Annotated in this window: 20 protein-coding genes; 12 read left to right on the top strand and 8 right to left on the bottom strand. The window is 58.5% G+C overall.

All coding sequences use genetic code 11. The annotated features are described in order from the left end of the window. The first annotated feature begins 51 nt into the window (after positions 1 to 51). From mdtM to CWM53_RS00520, 5 genes are all read left to right on the top strand, one after another. Positions 52 to 1,299 carry a multidrug efflux MFS transporter MdtM gene (gene mdtM / locus CWM53_RS00540; protein ID WP_100676432.1) on the top strand — a complete coding sequence of 416 codons (1,248 nt, stop codon included), beginning with the start codon at positions 52 to 54 and terminating at the stop codon, positions 1,297 to 1,299. A gap of 25 nt (positions 1,300 to 1,324) precedes the next feature. After that, on the top strand, positions 1,325 to 1,564 hold the full coding sequence (locus CWM53_RS00535) for a DUF2164 domain-containing protein (protein ID WP_025713129.1): 240 nt from the start codon (positions 1,325 to 1,327) through the stop codon (positions 1,562 to 1,564). A gap of 97 nt (positions 1,565 to 1,661) precedes the next feature. Further along, on the top strand, positions 1,662 to 2,813 hold the full coding sequence (locus CWM53_RS00530) for a double-cubane-cluster-containing anaerobic reductase (protein ID WP_061155888.1): 1,152 nt from the start codon (positions 1,662 to 1,664) through the stop codon (positions 2,811 to 2,813). Between the two features lie 9 nt (positions 2,814 to 2,822). Beyond that, a complete protein-coding gene (yjiL, locus tag CWM53_RS00525) occupies positions 2,823 to 3,590 on the top strand; it encodes a putative 2-hydroxyacyl-CoA dehydratase activator YjiL (protein WP_100730521.1) in 768 nt (255 codons plus the stop codon). Further along, on the top strand, positions 3,587 to 3,841 hold the full coding sequence (locus CWM53_RS00520; protein ID WP_061155890.1) for a DUF3343 domain-containing protein: 255 nt from the start codon (positions 3,587 to 3,589) through the stop codon (positions 3,839 to 3,841). Before yjiL ends, CWM53_RS00520 begins: the two co-directional genes overlap by 4 nt. Here the strand turns inward: CWM53_RS00520 and CWM53_RS00515 are convergent. The 4 genes from CWM53_RS00515 to CWM53_RS00500 form a co-directional block, all read right to left on the bottom strand. Next, positions 3,838 to 4,902: a DUF2955 domain-containing protein gene (locus tag CWM53_RS00515; RefSeq protein WP_100730522.1), complete on the bottom strand. Its 1,065-nt coding sequence runs from the start codon at positions 4,900 to 4,902 to the stop codon at positions 3,838 to 3,840. The two genes, CWM53_RS00520 and CWM53_RS00515, sit on opposite strands and share 4 nt — an antisense overlap. After that, positions 4,892 to 5,959 carry an HlyD family secretion protein gene (locus CWM53_RS00510; protein ID WP_100730523.1) on the bottom strand — a complete coding sequence of 356 codons (1,068 nt, stop codon included), beginning with the start codon at positions 5,957 to 5,959 and terminating at the stop codon, positions 4,892 to 4,894. The genes CWM53_RS00515 and CWM53_RS00510 overlap by 11 nt, the downstream gene beginning before the upstream one ends. Positions 5,960 to 5,965: 6 nt before the next feature. After that, positions 5,966 to 6,430, bottom strand: a complete 465-nt coding sequence (locus tag CWM53_RS00505) for a MarR family winged helix-turn-helix transcriptional regulator (protein WP_074387171.1) — start codon at positions 6,428 to 6,430, stop codon at positions 5,966 to 5,968. A 165-nt stretch (positions 6,431 to 6,595) separates the two neighbouring features. Further along, positions 6,596 to 6,760: a DUF1127 domain-containing protein gene (locus CWM53_RS00500; RefSeq protein ID WP_008807599.1), complete on the bottom strand. Its 165-nt coding sequence runs from the start codon at positions 6,758 to 6,760 to the stop codon at positions 6,596 to 6,598. Between the two features lie 177 nt (positions 6,761 to 6,937). On the opposite strand from CWM53_RS00500, the gene CWM53_RS00495 reads away from it, so the two are divergent. Next, entirely contained in the window at positions 6,938 to 8,350 is a 1,413-nt protein-coding gene (locus CWM53_RS00495) for a PLP-dependent aminotransferase family protein (protein ID WP_074387172.1), read from the top strand. Between the two features lie 79 nt (positions 8,351 to 8,429). Here CWM53_RS00495 and CWM53_RS00490 read toward each other — a convergent pair whose 3' ends face one another. From CWM53_RS00490 to CWM53_RS00475, 4 genes are all read right to left on the bottom strand, one after another. Next, positions 8,430 to 8,732, bottom strand: a complete 303-nt coding sequence (locus tag CWM53_RS00490; protein ID WP_061155895.1) for a BrnA antitoxin family protein — start codon at positions 8,730 to 8,732, stop codon at positions 8,430 to 8,432. Beyond that, entirely contained in the window at positions 8,719 to 9,006 is a 288-nt protein-coding gene (locus CWM53_RS00485) for a BrnT family toxin (protein WP_012542979.1), read from the bottom strand. Before CWM53_RS00485 ends, CWM53_RS00490 begins: the two co-directional genes overlap by 14 nt. A 167-nt stretch (positions 9,007 to 9,173) precedes the next feature. Further along, positions 9,174 to 9,593, bottom strand: a complete 420-nt coding sequence (gene fosA / locus CWM53_RS00480; protein WP_074387173.1) for a FosA5 family fosfomycin resistance glutathione transferase — start codon at positions 9,591 to 9,593, stop codon at positions 9,174 to 9,176. Continuing rightward, positions 9,587 to 10,495 carry a LysR family transcriptional regulator gene (locus tag CWM53_RS00475; protein ID WP_074387174.1) on the bottom strand — a complete coding sequence of 303 codons (909 nt, stop codon included), beginning with the start codon at positions 10,493 to 10,495 and terminating at the stop codon, positions 9,587 to 9,589. Before CWM53_RS00475 ends, fosA begins: the two co-directional genes overlap by 7 nt. 86 nt (positions 10,496 to 10,581) lie before the next feature. On the opposite strand from CWM53_RS00475, the gene CWM53_RS00470 reads away from it, so the two are divergent. The 6 genes from CWM53_RS00470 to CWM53_RS00445 all read left to right on the top strand — a co-directional run bounded on the left by CWM53_RS00470 (position 10,582) and on the right by CWM53_RS00445 (position 14,457). After that, on the top strand, positions 10,582 to 11,364 hold the full coding sequence (locus CWM53_RS00470; protein WP_074387175.1) for an NAD(P)H-dependent oxidoreductase: 783 nt from the start codon (positions 10,582 to 10,584) through the stop codon (positions 11,362 to 11,364). 141 nt (positions 11,365 to 11,505) lie between these two features. Continuing rightward, positions 11,506 to 12,090 (top strand): TetR/AcrR family transcriptional regulator, encoded by a 585-nt coding sequence (locus CWM53_RS00465; RefSeq protein WP_064180527.1) that lies wholly within the window; start codon positions 11,506 to 11,508, stop codon positions 12,088 to 12,090. A 21-nt stretch (positions 12,091 to 12,111) separates the two neighbouring features. Continuing rightward, positions 12,112 to 12,915: a winged helix-turn-helix domain-containing protein gene (locus tag CWM53_RS00460; protein WP_074387176.1), complete on the top strand. Its 804-nt coding sequence runs from the start codon at positions 12,112 to 12,114 to the stop codon at positions 12,913 to 12,915. Then, positions 12,912 to 13,430: a FidL-like protein gene (locus CWM53_RS00455; protein ID WP_100730524.1), complete on the top strand. Its 519-nt coding sequence runs from the start codon at positions 12,912 to 12,914 to the stop codon at positions 13,428 to 13,430. The genes CWM53_RS00460 and CWM53_RS00455 overlap by 4 nt, the downstream gene beginning before the upstream one ends. Positions 13,431 to 13,876: 446 nt before the next feature. Further along, complete coding sequence (locus CWM53_RS00450) at positions 13,877 to 14,155, top strand: BMC domain-containing protein (protein ID WP_004182810.1); 279 nt, start codon at positions 13,877 to 13,879, stop codon at positions 14,153 to 14,155. A 17-nt stretch (positions 14,156 to 14,172) separates the two neighbouring features. Further along, a complete protein-coding gene (locus CWM53_RS00445) occupies positions 14,173 to 14,457 on the top strand; it encodes a BMC domain-containing protein (protein ID WP_002442227.1) in 285 nt (94 codons plus the stop codon). Positions 14,458 to 14,466 lie beyond the last annotated feature (9 nt).

The following is a 14,466-nucleotide window of genomic DNA, read 5'->3' as shown; positions in this document are numbered from 1 at the left end:
ATGATACTATCAGAACAATAGCGCTGATAAATATTCCACAGGGAGGGCGAGATGATGCACCGGATTTCCCACTGGCTGACCCGCCACGCCGCCGCGCTGTTCTTCCCGGCGGCGCTAATCTTGTATGATTTTTCCGCCTATCTCACTACCGATCTGATCCAGCCGGGGATCCTGCACGTGGTGCGGGATTTCAATGCCGATGTGGCGCTGGCTCCGGCCTCGGTGAGCCTGTATATGGCTGGCGGCATGGCGCTGCAGTGGCTGTTGGGGCCGCTCTCTGACCGGATCGGACGGCGTCCGGTGCTGCTCACCGGCGCGCTGATTTTCACCCTCGCATGCCTGGCGACGCTGTTCACCACCTCCATGACCCAGTTCCTGATTGCCCGCTTTGTGCAGGGCACCAGCATCTGCTTTATCGCCACCGTCGGCTACGTCACCGTGCAGGAGGCCTTTGAGGAAAAAAGATCGATCAGGCTGATGGCGGTGATCACCTCCGTCGTGCTGGTGGCGCCGATCGTCGGCCCGCTCTCCGGCGCGGCGCTGATGCATTTTATTCATTGGAAAGCGCTGTTCGGCATTATCGCCGCCATGGGGCTGGTGGCCTGGCTCGGCCTGCTGTTGACCATGCCGGAGACGGTGCGCCGCGGCGATGTGCCCTTCAGCCTGCCCGGCGTGCTGCGCGATTTTCGCAACGTCTTCCGCAACCGCATCTTTTTACTCGGCGCCGCCACGCTGGCGCTGAGCTATATTCCGCTGATGAGCTGGGTGGCGGTATCGCCGGTGATTTTAATGGACGCCGGCGGACTGACCACCAGCGAGTTCGCCTGGAGCCAGGTACCGGTCTTCAGCGCCGTCATCATCGCTAACCTGTCGGTGGCGCGCTGGGTAAAAGATCCCACCCGCCCGCGCTTTGTGCTCAGCGCGGTCCCGGTACAGATGCTCGGCCTGGCCATCCTGATCGTTGGGAATCTGATATGGCCGCACGTCTGGCTGTGGTCAGTGCTCGGCACCTGCTTCTACGCCTTCGGCATCGGGCTGATTTTCCCGACGCTGTTTCGCTTTACCCTCTTTTCCAACGACCTGCCGAAAGGCACGGTCTCCGCCTCGCTGAATATCGTGATCCTCAGCGTCAGCGCGTTATCGATTGAAGGCGCGCGCTGGCTGTGGTTCCATGGCGGCAGACTCCCCTTCCACCTGTTAGCGGTGGCCGCCGGGATCGTCGCCGCCTGCTGCCTGGCCGGACTGTTACGCCACCAGCGCCAGCGTAGGCAAGCGGTGATCGAAGCCCGGCAGTCGTGAGCCCTTTTACGGAGAAAGCCCCATCATGAACGACATTGAACTCAGCCAGGCGCAGCGCGACCTGCTGCGCGACAAGCTCAGCAAGTACTGCGAAGAGACCTTCAACCTCGAGCTGGAGCAGTTTGACGCCGAGTTTTTTGTCGACTTTATCGCCAAAGAGCTGGGGCCGCTGTTTTACAACGCCGGTATCGAAGAGGCCATCCGCACCCATCTGGCGTGGAGCGAGCGGATCCAGGAAGAGATGGATTTGAAGAAGGTCTATTAACGCCGCGCGCAGACGCAGGAGATCAATAAAAGCACATAAACAACAGGGCTATAATGGCGACTCTTTCAGCATCTCCCGTGTACGGGGAAGGAAAATCATGTCGCTTATCACCGATCTACCCGCCATTTTTGACCAGTTCTCAGAAGCTCGCCAGAAGGGCTTTCTCACCGTCATGGATCTTAAAGAGCAGAACGTGCCGCTGGTGGGCACCTACTGCACCTTTATGCCTCAGGAGATCGCCATGGCGGCGGGCGCCCTTGTCGTCTCGCTGTGCTCGACCTCCGATGAAACCATCGAGGAAGCGGAAAAAGATCTCCCGCGCAACCTCTGCCCGCTGATCAAAAGCAGTTACGGCTTCGGCAAAACCGATAAATGTCCGTACTTCTATTTCTCTGACCTGGTGGTCGGCGAAACCACCTGCGACGGTAAAAAGAAGATGTACGAGTACATGGCCGAGTTCAAGGCGGTCCACGTCATGCAGTTGCCGAACAGCGCCAGCGACGCGGCTTCCCGCGCGCTGTGGAAAGCGGAGATCTTGCGCCTGCAGCAGGTGATTGAGGCCCGGTTTGGCACGCCGATTAGCGAAGCGGCGCTGCGTGAAGCCATCGTGTTGAAAAATCGCGAGCGCCGGGCGCTGGCCCACTTTTATCGTCTCGGGCAACTCAATCCGCCGGCGCTCAGCGGCAGCGACATCCTGAAAGTGGTGTATGGCGCCACCTTCCGTTTCGACAAAACCGCCCTGATTGATGAACTTCATGCCATGGCGGAGCGCATCCATCAGGAGTGGCTGCAGGGTAAACGGCTCGAGCCACGTCCGCGGATCCTGATCACTGGCTGCCCGATCGGCGGCGCCGCGGAAAAAGTGGTCCGCGCCATCGAGGAAAACGGCGGCTGGGTGGTCGGCTATGAAAACTGCACCGGCGCGAAAGCGACCGAGCGCTGTGTGGCGGAAGAGGGTGACGTCTACGACGCCTTAACCGATAAATATCTCGCCATCGGCTGCTCCTGTATTTCCCCCAACGACCAGCGTCTGCAGCTGCTGAGCCAGATGGTGGAGGAGTATCAGGCCGACGGGGTGATCGACGTCATTCTGCAGGCCTGCCATACCTATGCCGTGGAATCGCTGGCGATTAAACGCCATCTGCGCCAGCAGCACGATCTTCCTTACATGGCGATTGAAACCGACTATTCGACAGCGGACCTCGGCCAGCTCAGTACTCGCGTCGCCGCCTTTATCGAAATGCTGTAAGGAGAGCGCGTGATCTACACGGTTGGCATTGATTCCGGCTCTACCGCCACGAAAGGCATCCTGCTGGCGGACGGCGTCATCGTGCGCCGCTTCCTCTGCCCCACTCCCTTTCGCCCCGCCGACGCCATCCATGAGGCCTGGGAAACGCTACGCGCGGGCCTCACGGAGACGCCTTTTTTAACCCTCACCGGCTATGGCCGCCAGCTGGTGGATTTTGCCGATAAGCAGGTGACGGAGATTTCCTGTCACGGCCTCGGCGCACGCCTGCTGGCGCCGGACACCCGCACGGTGATTGACATCGGCGGCCAGGACAGCAAAGTTATCCAGCTGGACGCCGAGGGCAACCTCAGCGACTTCCTGATGAATGATAAATGCGCCGCCGGCACCGGCCGCTTTCTGGACGTCATTTCACGGACGCTTGGCGCCAGCGTCGAACAACTCGACAGCATGACTGCAGACGTCGAGCCGCATGCGATTACCAGCATGTGCACGGTGTTTGCCGAATCGGAGGTCATCAGCCTGCGGTCGGCCGGCGTCGCGCCGGAGGCGATTCTGGCCGGGGTGATTAACGCCATGGCCCGGCGCAGCGCGAACTTTATTGGCCGCTTATCGCCGCAGGGGCCGCTGCTGTTTACCGGCGGCGTCAGCCACTGCGCCACCTTTGCCCGCATGCTGGAAACCCATGTCGGCATGGCGGTGACAACCCACCCCGATGCCCAGTATGCCGGGGCGCTCGGCGCGGCGCTGATCGGCCTGCGCCAGCGGAGGCGCGGATGACAACCTTCCTGTTTTTATTTCATTCCACGGTGGGGGTGGTACGGATGCGCAAAGCCCTGCAGGCGGCGGGGATGACCTTCGAGGTCAAAGATATTCCCCGCCAGCTGCGCAGCGGCTGCGGGCTGTGCGTACTGCTGGAGGGGACGGAAGACGCGGCGCGCAGCTGGATCCTGCCGGAACAGACGGCGGCGCTGTATCAGCAGGATGGGGAAGCGTGGCGCTGCCTCGCTACCTTCCCACAGACGGGTTAATGGGTGATCACAAAGCGCGTCGCCGCAAAGCAATTCAGCAGACGGTGCATGAGAAAGACCAGAGTCAGCGTCACCACCAGCGAGACCGTCACCGAGGTGATACGGTACAGGTCGCTGAACACCAGATCCTGATAGGGATGCAGGTTCTGGCCGAACATAATGCCGATGGTGGTGATGCTGGCGAAGCCCACCCCGGCGCCCACTTTCTCCATCACGTGCAGGCGGGCGCTGAAGGCCAATCCGAGACCAATCAGCGGCATCATCAGGATCATGTGGTTGCTGAAATCATAGATGATCAGCTGCACCACCAGAATATAAAGACAGGCCAGCACCACCCCCACCACGCGCCAGATCGAACTGATCACCGCCCCGCGATAGTGCATCGGAAACAGGATCAGAATCCCGGCCATCAGCGCCGACAGCGAGTCGCTGAGATCGCAGATCTGGAACACCACAAAGATGATCGTCGCGACCGTACCGGAGAGCAGCGACTCGTGGCGGATGCGGGCGGCGTCTTTCTCAATCCGCGGCGGCGGCTTGCGCGGCTCGACGTCCGGGATCAGGTAATGTAGCAGCGCGCTCAGCGCCACCGCCAGCACGCAGGCTTCCATGTTAGAGAACATCAGGGTATGCCAGTTGCTGGTCGGGTAGCTCATAAAGTTGAGCATCGTGCTCTGGCACACCACCCCCATCGATCCCAGCAGGAACAACGGTCCCTGGCTCATAAAGCGAAAGCGCATGACGTAAAGGGCAAACACCACCAGCGTCATGATCACCGGCCACTGCGACAGATAGCCGACAATCAATACCATTTCGACGCAGTTCACCGCCGCGCTGAACACAAACTGGCGGGCGACATGGCGGTTGAAGAACGGCACCAGCGACATCAGCATCAGCGGATAAACCACGAAAAACACACCGTACTGGACGTCATAGAAGGTGGAGATGCTGAGCGCAATAGTCCCGGCCACGGCGATACGTACCGTCTGGCGAAAATCATTCGCCGTATAGACGATATTGCCGTGCGGCGTAAAGACGTGCGCCAGGGTATTAATAGACATAGTGCAACCAGCTCACCAGGTGGATCTGCAGGCCGGCGAAGGTGCGGGCGAAAGGACCCTCGCTATTGTACAGTTGCACCGTGGCGCGGGCGCCGGTCGGCAGCGGTTTGTCCAGCGCTTGATCCAGGGCGATGTGAATGCGCATGCGCTGGGCGTCGCGCACCCAGCGGGTGGACTGCTCCGGCTGCGACAGCTGGCCATTCACCGCCTCCTGCCCCGCCAGAATCCCGGCATCGCTGCTGGTGACGTGCGCCGGGAAGACTTGCCCCGGTAGGGCGTCAAAGACCACCGCTGCATCGGTATTCACCGCGGTGTGGCGCAGGCTCTTTTCACGGAAGTCGGCGACGATATCGGTATTGTTGTTGACCAGCGCCAGCACAGCTGTCGCCGCGGTGGCGTAGATCCCCGGGTTAAGCTGCAGGTTGCTGACCATGCCGTCAGTTTCGGCACGCACCTGGGTCCAGGCCAGGTTCAGCTGCGCCTCCTCCAGCGCATTACGGTATTTCTGCAGGGTGACGTTGCGCTTATCGTCGCGCTCGCCGCGCTGGATAAGCAGGTTCTGGATCTGCGCGTTCAGCGCCGAGACCGACTGCTCGCTGGTCTGCCAGGTGGTACGCACCTTATCGAGGTCGGACTGCGAGACGTTCTGCATCGTGCTCAGGCGCTGGTAGCGATCGAGCGTGACCTTATCGTTACGGGCGGTGTACTGCGCGGTGCGCAGGTTGGCGCGGGCGGCGGCGATTTGTGCGTCCAGCTGCTGGTTGCTCAGTTTCGCCTGCTCAAGGGCGATCTGCGCCGCTTCAACTTTATTAATGAATGGCGTTGGGTCGAGCTCATACAGCAGGTCGCCCTTTTTAACCTGGCTGTTGTTGTGCACGTAAACGTGCGAGACATAGCCGGAGACCCGCGACGATACCGGGGTCACCACGCGCATCACGGTGGAGTCCGGCGTCAGCGGGATCCAGATATCGGCAACGATAAACCAGGCGAATATTGCCAGAAAAGCGGCAATACTCACCCGTACCCAGCGGGCAAATTTTTGTTCAGGCGTCATCATAGTGTGTTAGATCTTGTTATCTTCTTCGCGGATATTCCGCAAACGGCAGGCGATTTGATTTAATGTGGCGCTGAAGGTGGCAAGGTCGGCCTCCGGGATGGTCTGAGTCACGCGTTCCTGATAGGTCTCGATCACGCAGCTCAGTTTTTCCAGAATCGCCCGCCCCTCGGCGGTCAGCGTCAGCAGGCGAATGCGTTTGTCATATGGCGATGTAGAACGCAGCAGATAGCCCTGCTTTTCCAGTAACGAGAGGGTGCGCATTAGCGGCGGCAGTTCAATCCCCTGCACCTCCGCCAGTTCGCTGACCGAGACGTTGTCTCCCAACTGATGCAACTGCATCAACACCGTCCAGCTGGACTGGGTGAGTCCGGTATCGGTGATAGCGGAGTCAATAATGGCGCGCCACTGGCGCACCACCATGGCCATTCTCATCCCCAACGGACGGCGGGCAAACAGGTCGTCTTCGGTCACAGGTTTTCCTCTCATTGTTGGGAAGAAAATAATACTTATCAGGGTAAGTATCAAGAAACAGACGATCGCGCCGCATCAATTGATAAATTTAGTGAATGTATTCCCCGGCGTCGCTAGCGCTTACCGGGGCAAAGAAGGAATGATGCCTGAAAAAAACCGCACTTTTTAATTGATCTGATCCCGACGCAGGCCGATATCTTTCAGCTGTTCGTCGCTCATTCGCTGCAAAGCTCTGCGCGTTTGCTCCTGAAGCCACCATTTTTTGATAAACCGCACCAGCAGTACGAAACCAATAAATGGCTGTCTTGCCCTGTTCTCGTGAAATTCCATCCTCTACCTCCTCACCTTGCCAGAGGCTTTATCTTCACGGATTTGGGGCCAAGGAATACAGATTCACAAAACACTTTTCTTTAACATACAGATTGGCTAAAACGTACACCAGACCCCATTTTTTCCGCCCATCTGTACTGGTTCTTTTATCTGTATGGCGACAATCAAGGATACAGCATGACCCGCTACCAACATCTCGCTGCCCTGCTGGCCGAACGCATTGAACAGGGCCTGTATCGCCACGGCGAAAAACTGCCGTCGGTGCGCAGCCTGAGCCAGGAGCATGGCGTCAGCATCAGCACTGTCCAGCAGGCCTATCAGTTGCTTGAGCAGCAGCAAATGATTGTGCCTCAGCCGCGATCGGGCTATTTCGTTGCCCCCCGCAAGGCCCAGCCGCCGGTGCCGCCAATGTCGCGTCCGGTACAGCGCCCAGTGGAGATCACCCAGTGGGATCAGGTGCTGACCATGCTCGACGCCCGCTACGATAAATCGATTATCCCCTTCGGCGGCGGCTCGCCGGATGTCACACAGCCAAGCCTGAAGCCTATCTGGCGCGAACTGAGCCGGGCGATCCAGCACAACCTCAGCGAAGTACTGAACTATGACGAGCTGGCCGGGCGCCGGGAACTTCGCGAGCAGATCGCCCGCCTGATGCTTGACGGCGGCTCGGTGGTGACGGCCGACGATCTGGTGCTCACCAGCGGCTGCCACAGCGCGCTGTCTCTGGCTTTACTGTCGGTATGCCAGCCTGGCGATATCGTGGCCGTGGAATCCCCCTGCTACTACGGCACGATGCAGATGCTGCGCGGACTGGGATTAAAGACCATTGAGATCCCCACCGATCCCGAAACCGGGATCAGTATCGAGGCCCTGGAGCTGGCGCTGGATCAATGGCCAATCAAAGGGGTGATCCTCGTGCCGAACTGCAATAATCCGCTGGGCTTTATCATGCCGGACGCCCGTAAGCGCGCGGTGCTGAACCTGGCCCAGCGCCACGATATCGTGATTTTCGAGGATGATATTTACGGCGAGCTGGCCACCGAGTACCCGCGCCCGCGCACCATTCACTCCTGGGATATCGACGGCCGGGTGATGCTCTGCAGCTCCTTTACCAAAACCATCGCCCCCGGCCTGCGCATCGGCTGGATCGCCCCTGGTCGCTATTACGATCGTCTGCTGCAGATGAAGTACGCCGCCAGCGGCACTAACGTCCCTTCAACCCAACTGGCGGCCTGCAATTTTATTCGCGAAGGCCACTACCACCGTCACGTGCGGCGGATGCGGCAGATCTATCAGCGTAATATGGAGATCTACACCTGCTGGCTGCGGGAGTTTTTCCCTTGCGGGATCTGCGTCACCCGGCCGAAAGGCGGTTTTATGCTGTGGGTTGAGCTCCCGGAGCAGGTGGATATGGTCTGCGTCGCCAAACAGCTATGCCGGCTGAAGATCCAGGTTGCGCCGGGCTCGCTGTTTTCGGCAGCGGGCAAGTATCGCAACTGCGTCAGGATCAACTGCGCCCTGCCGCCGACCGAGAAACATAAAGCAGTGATGGTGAAGCTGGGAGAAGCGGTGAAGGTGGCGATGGAGTGAAGTTTAACCTGTTTTCCCCGGTGGCGCTGCGCTTACCGGGGCTACGGGCTCCGAAAATACGTAGCGCCGCTACCAGCAACTATTTATTATTAAGATCGCGAATCATCGCTTCTCTTAAAATCGCATTCAGTCGAGTTTGATAGCCTTTTCCTGGACGTTTGAGCCACTCCATGACATCGGCATCAATGCGCACAGAAGCCTGTGTTTTTAGCGGTCGATAAAATTTACCGCGTACCGCATCTGACCACTGTTCATCCTCTGTTGTCGGGATATCGCTGTAATCAATTTCATCATCCGTTTTCTTCGCCAGCGCTTTAAGTTCAGCATCTCGCTCGGCTGTAAGCGCAACCGGGTTATCGCGTTTATGTTTAACCATGCTCATAACGATTCCTCTCTTTTCTGTCCGCCTTCCGGGCGCTGATAATACGAATAACCTCAGTTCCACTTTCAAAACGGACCGAATGCGCCACCAGGATAACAAGGATCCCATGCACAAGACCGATGGTTTGCCAGCGATATTCACCATTCTCAAACCGCTCCTGGCGGGAAAGGTGCCGCGGATCGTCAAAGACTAATACCGCTTCTTCAAACCGGACTCCATGTTTTCGTAGATTACTTAATGCCTTGTTTGCATCCCACTCAAACTCCATTGGCATACTATTCATCCTTTTGTATATACAAAAAAGTATATACGATTATCCGGTGATAATAGTGACGGCGTTGGAAAAAACCTCACATTTTGAGTGAGTAATTTGTAAAGGCATCTCCCCGGTGGCGCTGCGCTTACCGGGGCTACGGGTTACCCCGCGTCCGCAAATCAGCTTCACTGGTCAAAAAACACCATTCCCTTATACGGCTGCTCGCGGCAGGCGGCCAGCCGCTGGGCGAGACTGCCGACGTGCAGCTCCAGCTTGTGGCCGTCGGGGTCGAGGAAATAGTGCGAGGCGCCTTCGCTGCGATTTAGCTTCCAGACCGCCACGCCGGCAACCTCCAGGCGGGCGGTGAAGCGGGCAAAATCGGCTTCGCTAATGCTAAACGCATAATGGGTATAGTCGCTCTCTTCCGGCGGAGTAACGCGCCGCTGCGGATCCAGCGACAGGCATAGCCACAGATCGCCGCAGGAGAGATAGGCGCCACTGTCCCAGCGGGCGTGCAGCGTCATGCCCAGCAGTTGCTGATAAAACGCCACGCTCGGCGCCAGCTGGCTGACCGCCAGGGTCAGATGATTCAGTCCACTCAGCATGTCTGTTCCTCCAGTGAATTCACGATGAACTGGCGCAGCCATTGATGCGCCGGGTCGCGGTGCCAGCGCTCGTGCCACAGCATCAGCATCTCAAAGCCGGCGACCGCCAGCGGCGGCTCGACGACCACCAGCCCGCTCTGCCCGCGCACCAGCCGCTCCGGCAGCACCGCCACCAGATCGCTATTGCGCAGGGTCTCCAGCATAAACAGGAAATGTGGCACGGAAAGGACAACCCGCCGCGTCTGTCCGAGGTTCGCCAGCGCGATATCGGTCGCCGCGCTGAAGCCGCCCCCGTCCGGGGAGACGATCACGTGCTCCAGCTGACAGAACGTTTCCAGGCTAAGCCCAGGCCGCAGCGCCGGATGCTCCGCCCGGCCTGCCAGCACGTAGCGTTCACGAAACAGCAGGCGCTGATGTAGCCCCGGCGGCGCGCCCTCGCGGGTATGGAAGCAGAGATCCACTTCATCGCTGGCCGCCTGCTGCTCCAGCCGCGCTGGCTGCAGCTCGAATACCGCCAGCCGACTGTCGGGAGAGGCCAGCCGTAGCCTGCCCAGCATCGGCAGGAGGATCGCCGAGGCCATATAGTCCGTCGCCGCCACCCGCCAGGTCTCCGCCGCCGTCGCCGGATTAAAGGGCGCCACCGGCGCCACTGCCTGCTCCAGGGCGGCTAACGCGGCGCGCAGCGGCTGGCGAAGCTCATCGGCGCGGGCGGTGGGCTGCATGCCGCGCGGACCCGGCATCAGCAGCGGGTCGGCGAAAATCTCCCGCAGCCTGGCGAGCTGAATACTGACCGACGGCTGCGACAGATTCAGCCGCTGCGCCGCCCGGGTGACGTTGTTTTCGCTAAGCAGCACGTCGAGCGTGCGCAGCAGATTAAGATCCAGACGATGTAAATTAATCACGGCTATACCTGGAATTTAAGTAATTAATTTCTACTATAGCGTCAGCTTTCCTACTCTGCAGCTCTCCCCACTCCAGAGGTGATGTTATGAAAGTACTGCTGATTTACGCCCATCCGGAACCGCGCTCGCTTAATGGCGGACTCAAAAATTTCGCCATCCACCACCTGCAGCAGGCCGGGCATGAAGTCCAGGTCTCCGATCTCTACGCCATGCGCTGGAAGGCCGGATATGACGCTGACGACAGCGGCGCCCCGCCAGTCGGCGAGTTCTGGCGTCCGACCCTCGATTCAAAACGGGCCTTTGCCCAGGGAACCCAAAGCGCGGATATCGCAGCCGAGCAGGAAAAGCTGCTGTGGGCCGATATGGTAATTTTCCAGTTCCCGCTGTGGTGGTTCTCGATGCCTGCCATCATGAAGGGCTGGATCGACCGGGTGTACGCCTGGGGCTTTGCCTATGGCGTCGGTGAGCAAAGCGACCGCCACTGGGGTGACCGTTACGGAGAAGGCACCTTCGCTGGCAAGCGGGCGATGCTGATCGTCACCGCCGGCGGCTGGGCGGAACACTATTCACCGCGCGGGATCAACGGCCCCATCAACGACATCCTGTTCCCCATTCAGCACGGCATGCTGTTCTATCCCGGCTTCGAGGTACTCCCGCCGCTGGTGTTCTACCGCACAGACAAAATCGACGCCGGCCAGTTCGCCGACCAATGCGCCACCCTGGCCGAGCGGCTGGACACGCTGTGGCAAACCGAGCCCATTCCATTCCGCCGGCAGAATTATGGCGATTATCTGATCCCATCGCTGACGCTGCGCCCTGAACTGGCGCCCGGGAAAAGCGGTCTGGGGGTGCATCTGGCAACGAAATAAATCTCGACGCGATAGCCCATCCGGGTTATCGCGTTCATTAATATGACAATTTGTGAGCCTCCACGCATTAACAGCATCTCGTCACACGAAGCCGCCGTTCATATTGATAGCGATCAAGAATAATCATACCGTCTGGTCGGTATGATTCCGGCCATGAATATGGAAGCCCAGCATCGTAAAAAAGATCCCGTCCGTCTCCACCGTCAGTTGCTTGAATCGGCGGCGATGATTGCCGGCCGGGACGGTATCGCCGCCCTGTCGCTGAACGCCGTCGCCCGCGAGGCTGGCGTGAGCAAAGGTGGCCTCCTGCATCACTTTCCCAATAAGCAGGCGCTGATTTTCGCCCTGTTCGCCCGGCTGCTGGCGATCATGGAAAAGGCGATTAGCGAACTGATGGCCGCCGATAACATCGCTTACGGACGCTTTACCCGCGCCTATTTGCGCTATCTGTCCAACCCGGAGCTGACGGACACCCACGAAAGCCGCCAGCTGATGGTGCTGTCGCTGGCGATGCCGGACGAGCCGGTGCTGCGAAAATGCTGGCGCGACTGGATGCTGGATCACCTGGCGCAGGGCGATGCGCTGGATAACGGCCCGACCGGCACGCTGGTGCGCTACGCCGCCGACGGCATCTGGTTATCGGAACTCACCGAAGGGCGTACCATGAGCAGCGATCACCGACAGTCGCTGGTAAACGATCTGACCAAAATGACGCTTCCCGCGTGAAGCGAATAGAGTGAGGCCGCGATGCGCTACAACATCAATGCCCGTCTCATTTATGACGCAACGGACGGCACGCTAACCCTGCCCGGCAGCGATGAACCGGATAGCCAGCTATCCATCACCGCCAGCGCGCTACTCTATTTTTTTCTCCGCCATACCGGCGTCGTCAGCCGCGATGAAGTATTAAAAAAAGTCTGGGATGATAACGGCTTAACCTCTTCCAACAGCAACCTCAATCAATACCTGAGTATGCTGCGCAAAACCTTCCGCCACTACGATATCGATAACATTATCGTCACCGTGTCGCGCGGCATGCTGCAGCTGAACCAGGATCTGAGCATTGAACTGCTCGATGCCGGGCCGGCGCTTACCGAGGCCGCTAACCCACCCGAGAGGGCTGATGAAACCGTCCCCCCAGCGGCGACAACGCCGCCCACCGATTCACGACATGCGCGCGGGATGTGCTGGTATCTGGCCGGCGGCTGTCTGCTGGTCATCGCCCTGCTGCTGGTGGCGTTTAGTCTCGCCGGTACCCACGTCGCCCGGCCAATTAATCTGACGCTGATGAACCACAGCCAGTGCGAACTGCTGGCCAGCGATGAGATGCTGCGTTCGGTCTCCGCCACGGCCTACGGTAAGAATTTTGATGAGGTGCGTCAGCGGCTGAAGCTCAGTTGCAAGCCGGGCGAACGTTTTGTTTTTTTCTATGGCGACCGACTGGAAACCAATGGACTGGGCCGGGTGTTCCTCGCCCACTGCGCGATGCACGAAGACAACCCGTTCAGCTATTGCGATAACTACTTTTACTACTCCTGGAAGCCGCAATGAGACTCGCGCCCCGCCCCTTTTTCGCCCTTTCCGCCCTCGCGTTTATCGCCGCCGCCAGTTTTAGCGCTTGGCGCCTGCTGCCGGATGCCAACGACGGCGTGATGAGCTGTTCCACCAAAGCGATCATGCGTTTTGACAACATGGAAAAAGAGAATGTGAACGGCAATATTCATTTTAATTTTGCCGCCAACGGCAACGGTTCGATGGTGGTGGAAGGCTATACCGATTCCGCCGCCGGCTGGCTCTACCTGCAGCGCTACGTCAAATTCAGCTACACCAGCCAACGCATTTCGGCAACCGAACGCCACTACCGCATTAAAAAATGGGAATCCAGCGCCTCATCCATCGACGAATCGCCGAATGTCATCTTCGACTACTTCATGCGCGAGATGTCCGACAGCCACGATGGCCTGTTCCTCAACGCGCAGAAGCTTAACGACAAAGCTATCCTGCTGAGTTCTATCAACTCGCCGCTCTACATCTGCACGCTGAAGTCCGGCAGCACGTTTAATTAACCCGTCCCCCCTGAACCGCCGCGAGGAAACTGCGCCCTCGCTCACACTCCGTTTTTGCCCCCTCTTTTTCCGATGCTAAAAGCGCACGTTTTGCATTTAGCTTTTGTGGCAAAACTTGAGCATACCCACAATTATCACGCGGCTATATTACCGCCTGCAGGCAAGTAATTAGCATCTTATTAACATTCATCTCCCGCCGATAATAAGCTTAAAAAAACGCCATATCATCATGACAATCATCACGCAAAAAACAGGACAAACAGATAAATTGAACGCTAAATAAGACTAAATTACAGAGCAAAAAACTAAAATATTCACCCACACGGATTTAAATTTCGCTTCTCTCCCCATTCCCTATAGTGAACCCCGAACGCCGCTTCCGCGTGTTGATGCCGTTACGCGGACGGTTTTCCCGAATCACAAAACCTGTTCTGGAGGAGATCACGATGGGTGATGCATTGGGGCTTATCGAAACCAAAGGTCTGGTGGCCTGTATTGAAGCAGCGGACTCGATGTGTAAAGCCGCCAACGTCGAACTGATCGGCTATGAAAACGTCGGCTCCGGCCTGGTCACCGTGATGGTGAAGGGCGACGTCGGCGCGGTAAAAGCGGCGGTGGATTCCGGTGTGGAATCAGCCCAGCGCATCGGCGAAGTGGTGACCTCGCTGGTCATCGCTCGCCCGCATAACGACATCAACAAAATCGTCATTAAACACAAGGCCTGAAGGCCAGGAGAACGCAAATGGGTGATGCATTAGGTCTGATTGAAACCAAAGGTCTGGTGGCCTGCATTGAAGCGGCGGATGCGATGTGTAAAGCCGCCAACGTCGAGCTTATCGGCTATGAAAACGTCGGTTCCGGCCTCGTCACCGCGATGGTGAAAGGCGACGTCGGCGCGGTAAAAGCGGCAGTCGATTCCGGCGTTGAATCCGCACAACGCATCGGCGAAGTGGTGACCTCGCTGGTCATCGCGCGTCCGCATAACGACATCAACAAAATCGTCTCGCATTACAAGATTGCGGACTAACGGAGAAAC

Source organism: Klebsiella sp. A-Nf5 (assembly GCF_002810545.1).
Lineage (GTDB): Bacteria > Pseudomonadota > Gammaproteobacteria > Enterobacterales > Enterobacteriaceae > Klebsiella > Klebsiella variicola.
This window is presented reverse-complemented; position numbering and strand designations above follow the sequence as displayed.

Coding starts and splice junctions, on each gene's coding strand:
- CWM53_RS00510 (WP_100730523.1), bottom strand. CDS start 5,959: ATGATGACGCCTGAACAAAAATTTGCCCGCTGGGTACGGGTGAGTATT.
- CWM53_RS00500 (WP_008807599.1), bottom strand. CDS start 6,760: ATGGAATTTCACGAGAACAGGGCAAGACAGCCATTTATTGGTTTCGTA.
- CWM53_RS00530 (WP_061155888.1), top strand. CDS start 1,662: ATGTCGCTTATCACCGATCTACCCGCCATTTTTGACCAGTTCTCAGAA.
- CWM53_RS00470 (WP_074387175.1), top strand. CDS start 10,582: ATGAAAGTACTGCTGATTTACGCCCATCCGGAACCGCGCTCGCTTAAT.
- CWM53_RS00450 (WP_004182810.1), top strand. CDS start 13,877: ATGGGTGATGCATTGGGGCTTATCGAAACCAAAGGTCTGGTGGCCTGT.
- CWM53_RS00460 (WP_074387176.1), top strand. CDS start 12,112: ATGCGCTACAACATCAATGCCCGTCTCATTTATGACGCAACGGACGGC.
- CWM53_RS00490 (WP_061155895.1), bottom strand. CDS start 8,732: ATGAGCATGGTTAAACATAAACGCGATAACCCGGTTGCGCTTACAGCC.
- CWM53_RS00485 (WP_012542979.1), bottom strand. CDS start 9,006: ATGCCAATGGAGTTTGAGTGGGATGCAAACAAGGCATTAAGTAATCTA.
- CWM53_RS00515 (WP_100730522.1), bottom strand. CDS start 4,902: ATGTCTATTAATACCCTGGCGCACGTCTTTACGCCGCACGGCAATATC.
- CWM53_RS00465 (WP_064180527.1), top strand. CDS start 11,506: ATGATTCCGGCCATGAATATGGAAGCCCAGCATCGTAAAAAAGATCCC.
- CWM53_RS00520 (WP_061155890.1), top strand. CDS start 3,587: ATGACAACCTTCCTGTTTTTATTTCATTCCACGGTGGGGGTGGTACGG.
- CWM53_RS00535 (WP_025713129.1), top strand. CDS start 1,325: ATGAACGACATTGAACTCAGCCAGGCGCAGCGCGACCTGCTGCGCGAC.
- CWM53_RS00445 (WP_002442227.1), top strand. CDS start 14,173: ATGGGTGATGCATTAGGTCTGATTGAAACCAAAGGTCTGGTGGCCTGC.
- CWM53_RS00455 (WP_100730524.1), top strand. CDS start 12,912: ATGAGACTCGCGCCCCGCCCCTTTTTCGCCCTTTCCGCCCTCGCGTTT.
- fosA (WP_074387173.1), bottom strand. CDS start 9,593: ATGCTGAGTGGACTGAATCATCTGACCCTGGCGGTCAGCCAGCTGGCG.
- mdtM (WP_100676432.1), top strand. CDS start 52: ATGATGCACCGGATTTCCCACTGGCTGACCCGCCACGCCGCCGCGCTG.
- CWM53_RS00495 (WP_074387172.1), top strand. CDS start 6,938: ATGACCCGCTACCAACATCTCGCTGCCCTGCTGGCCGAACGCATTGAA.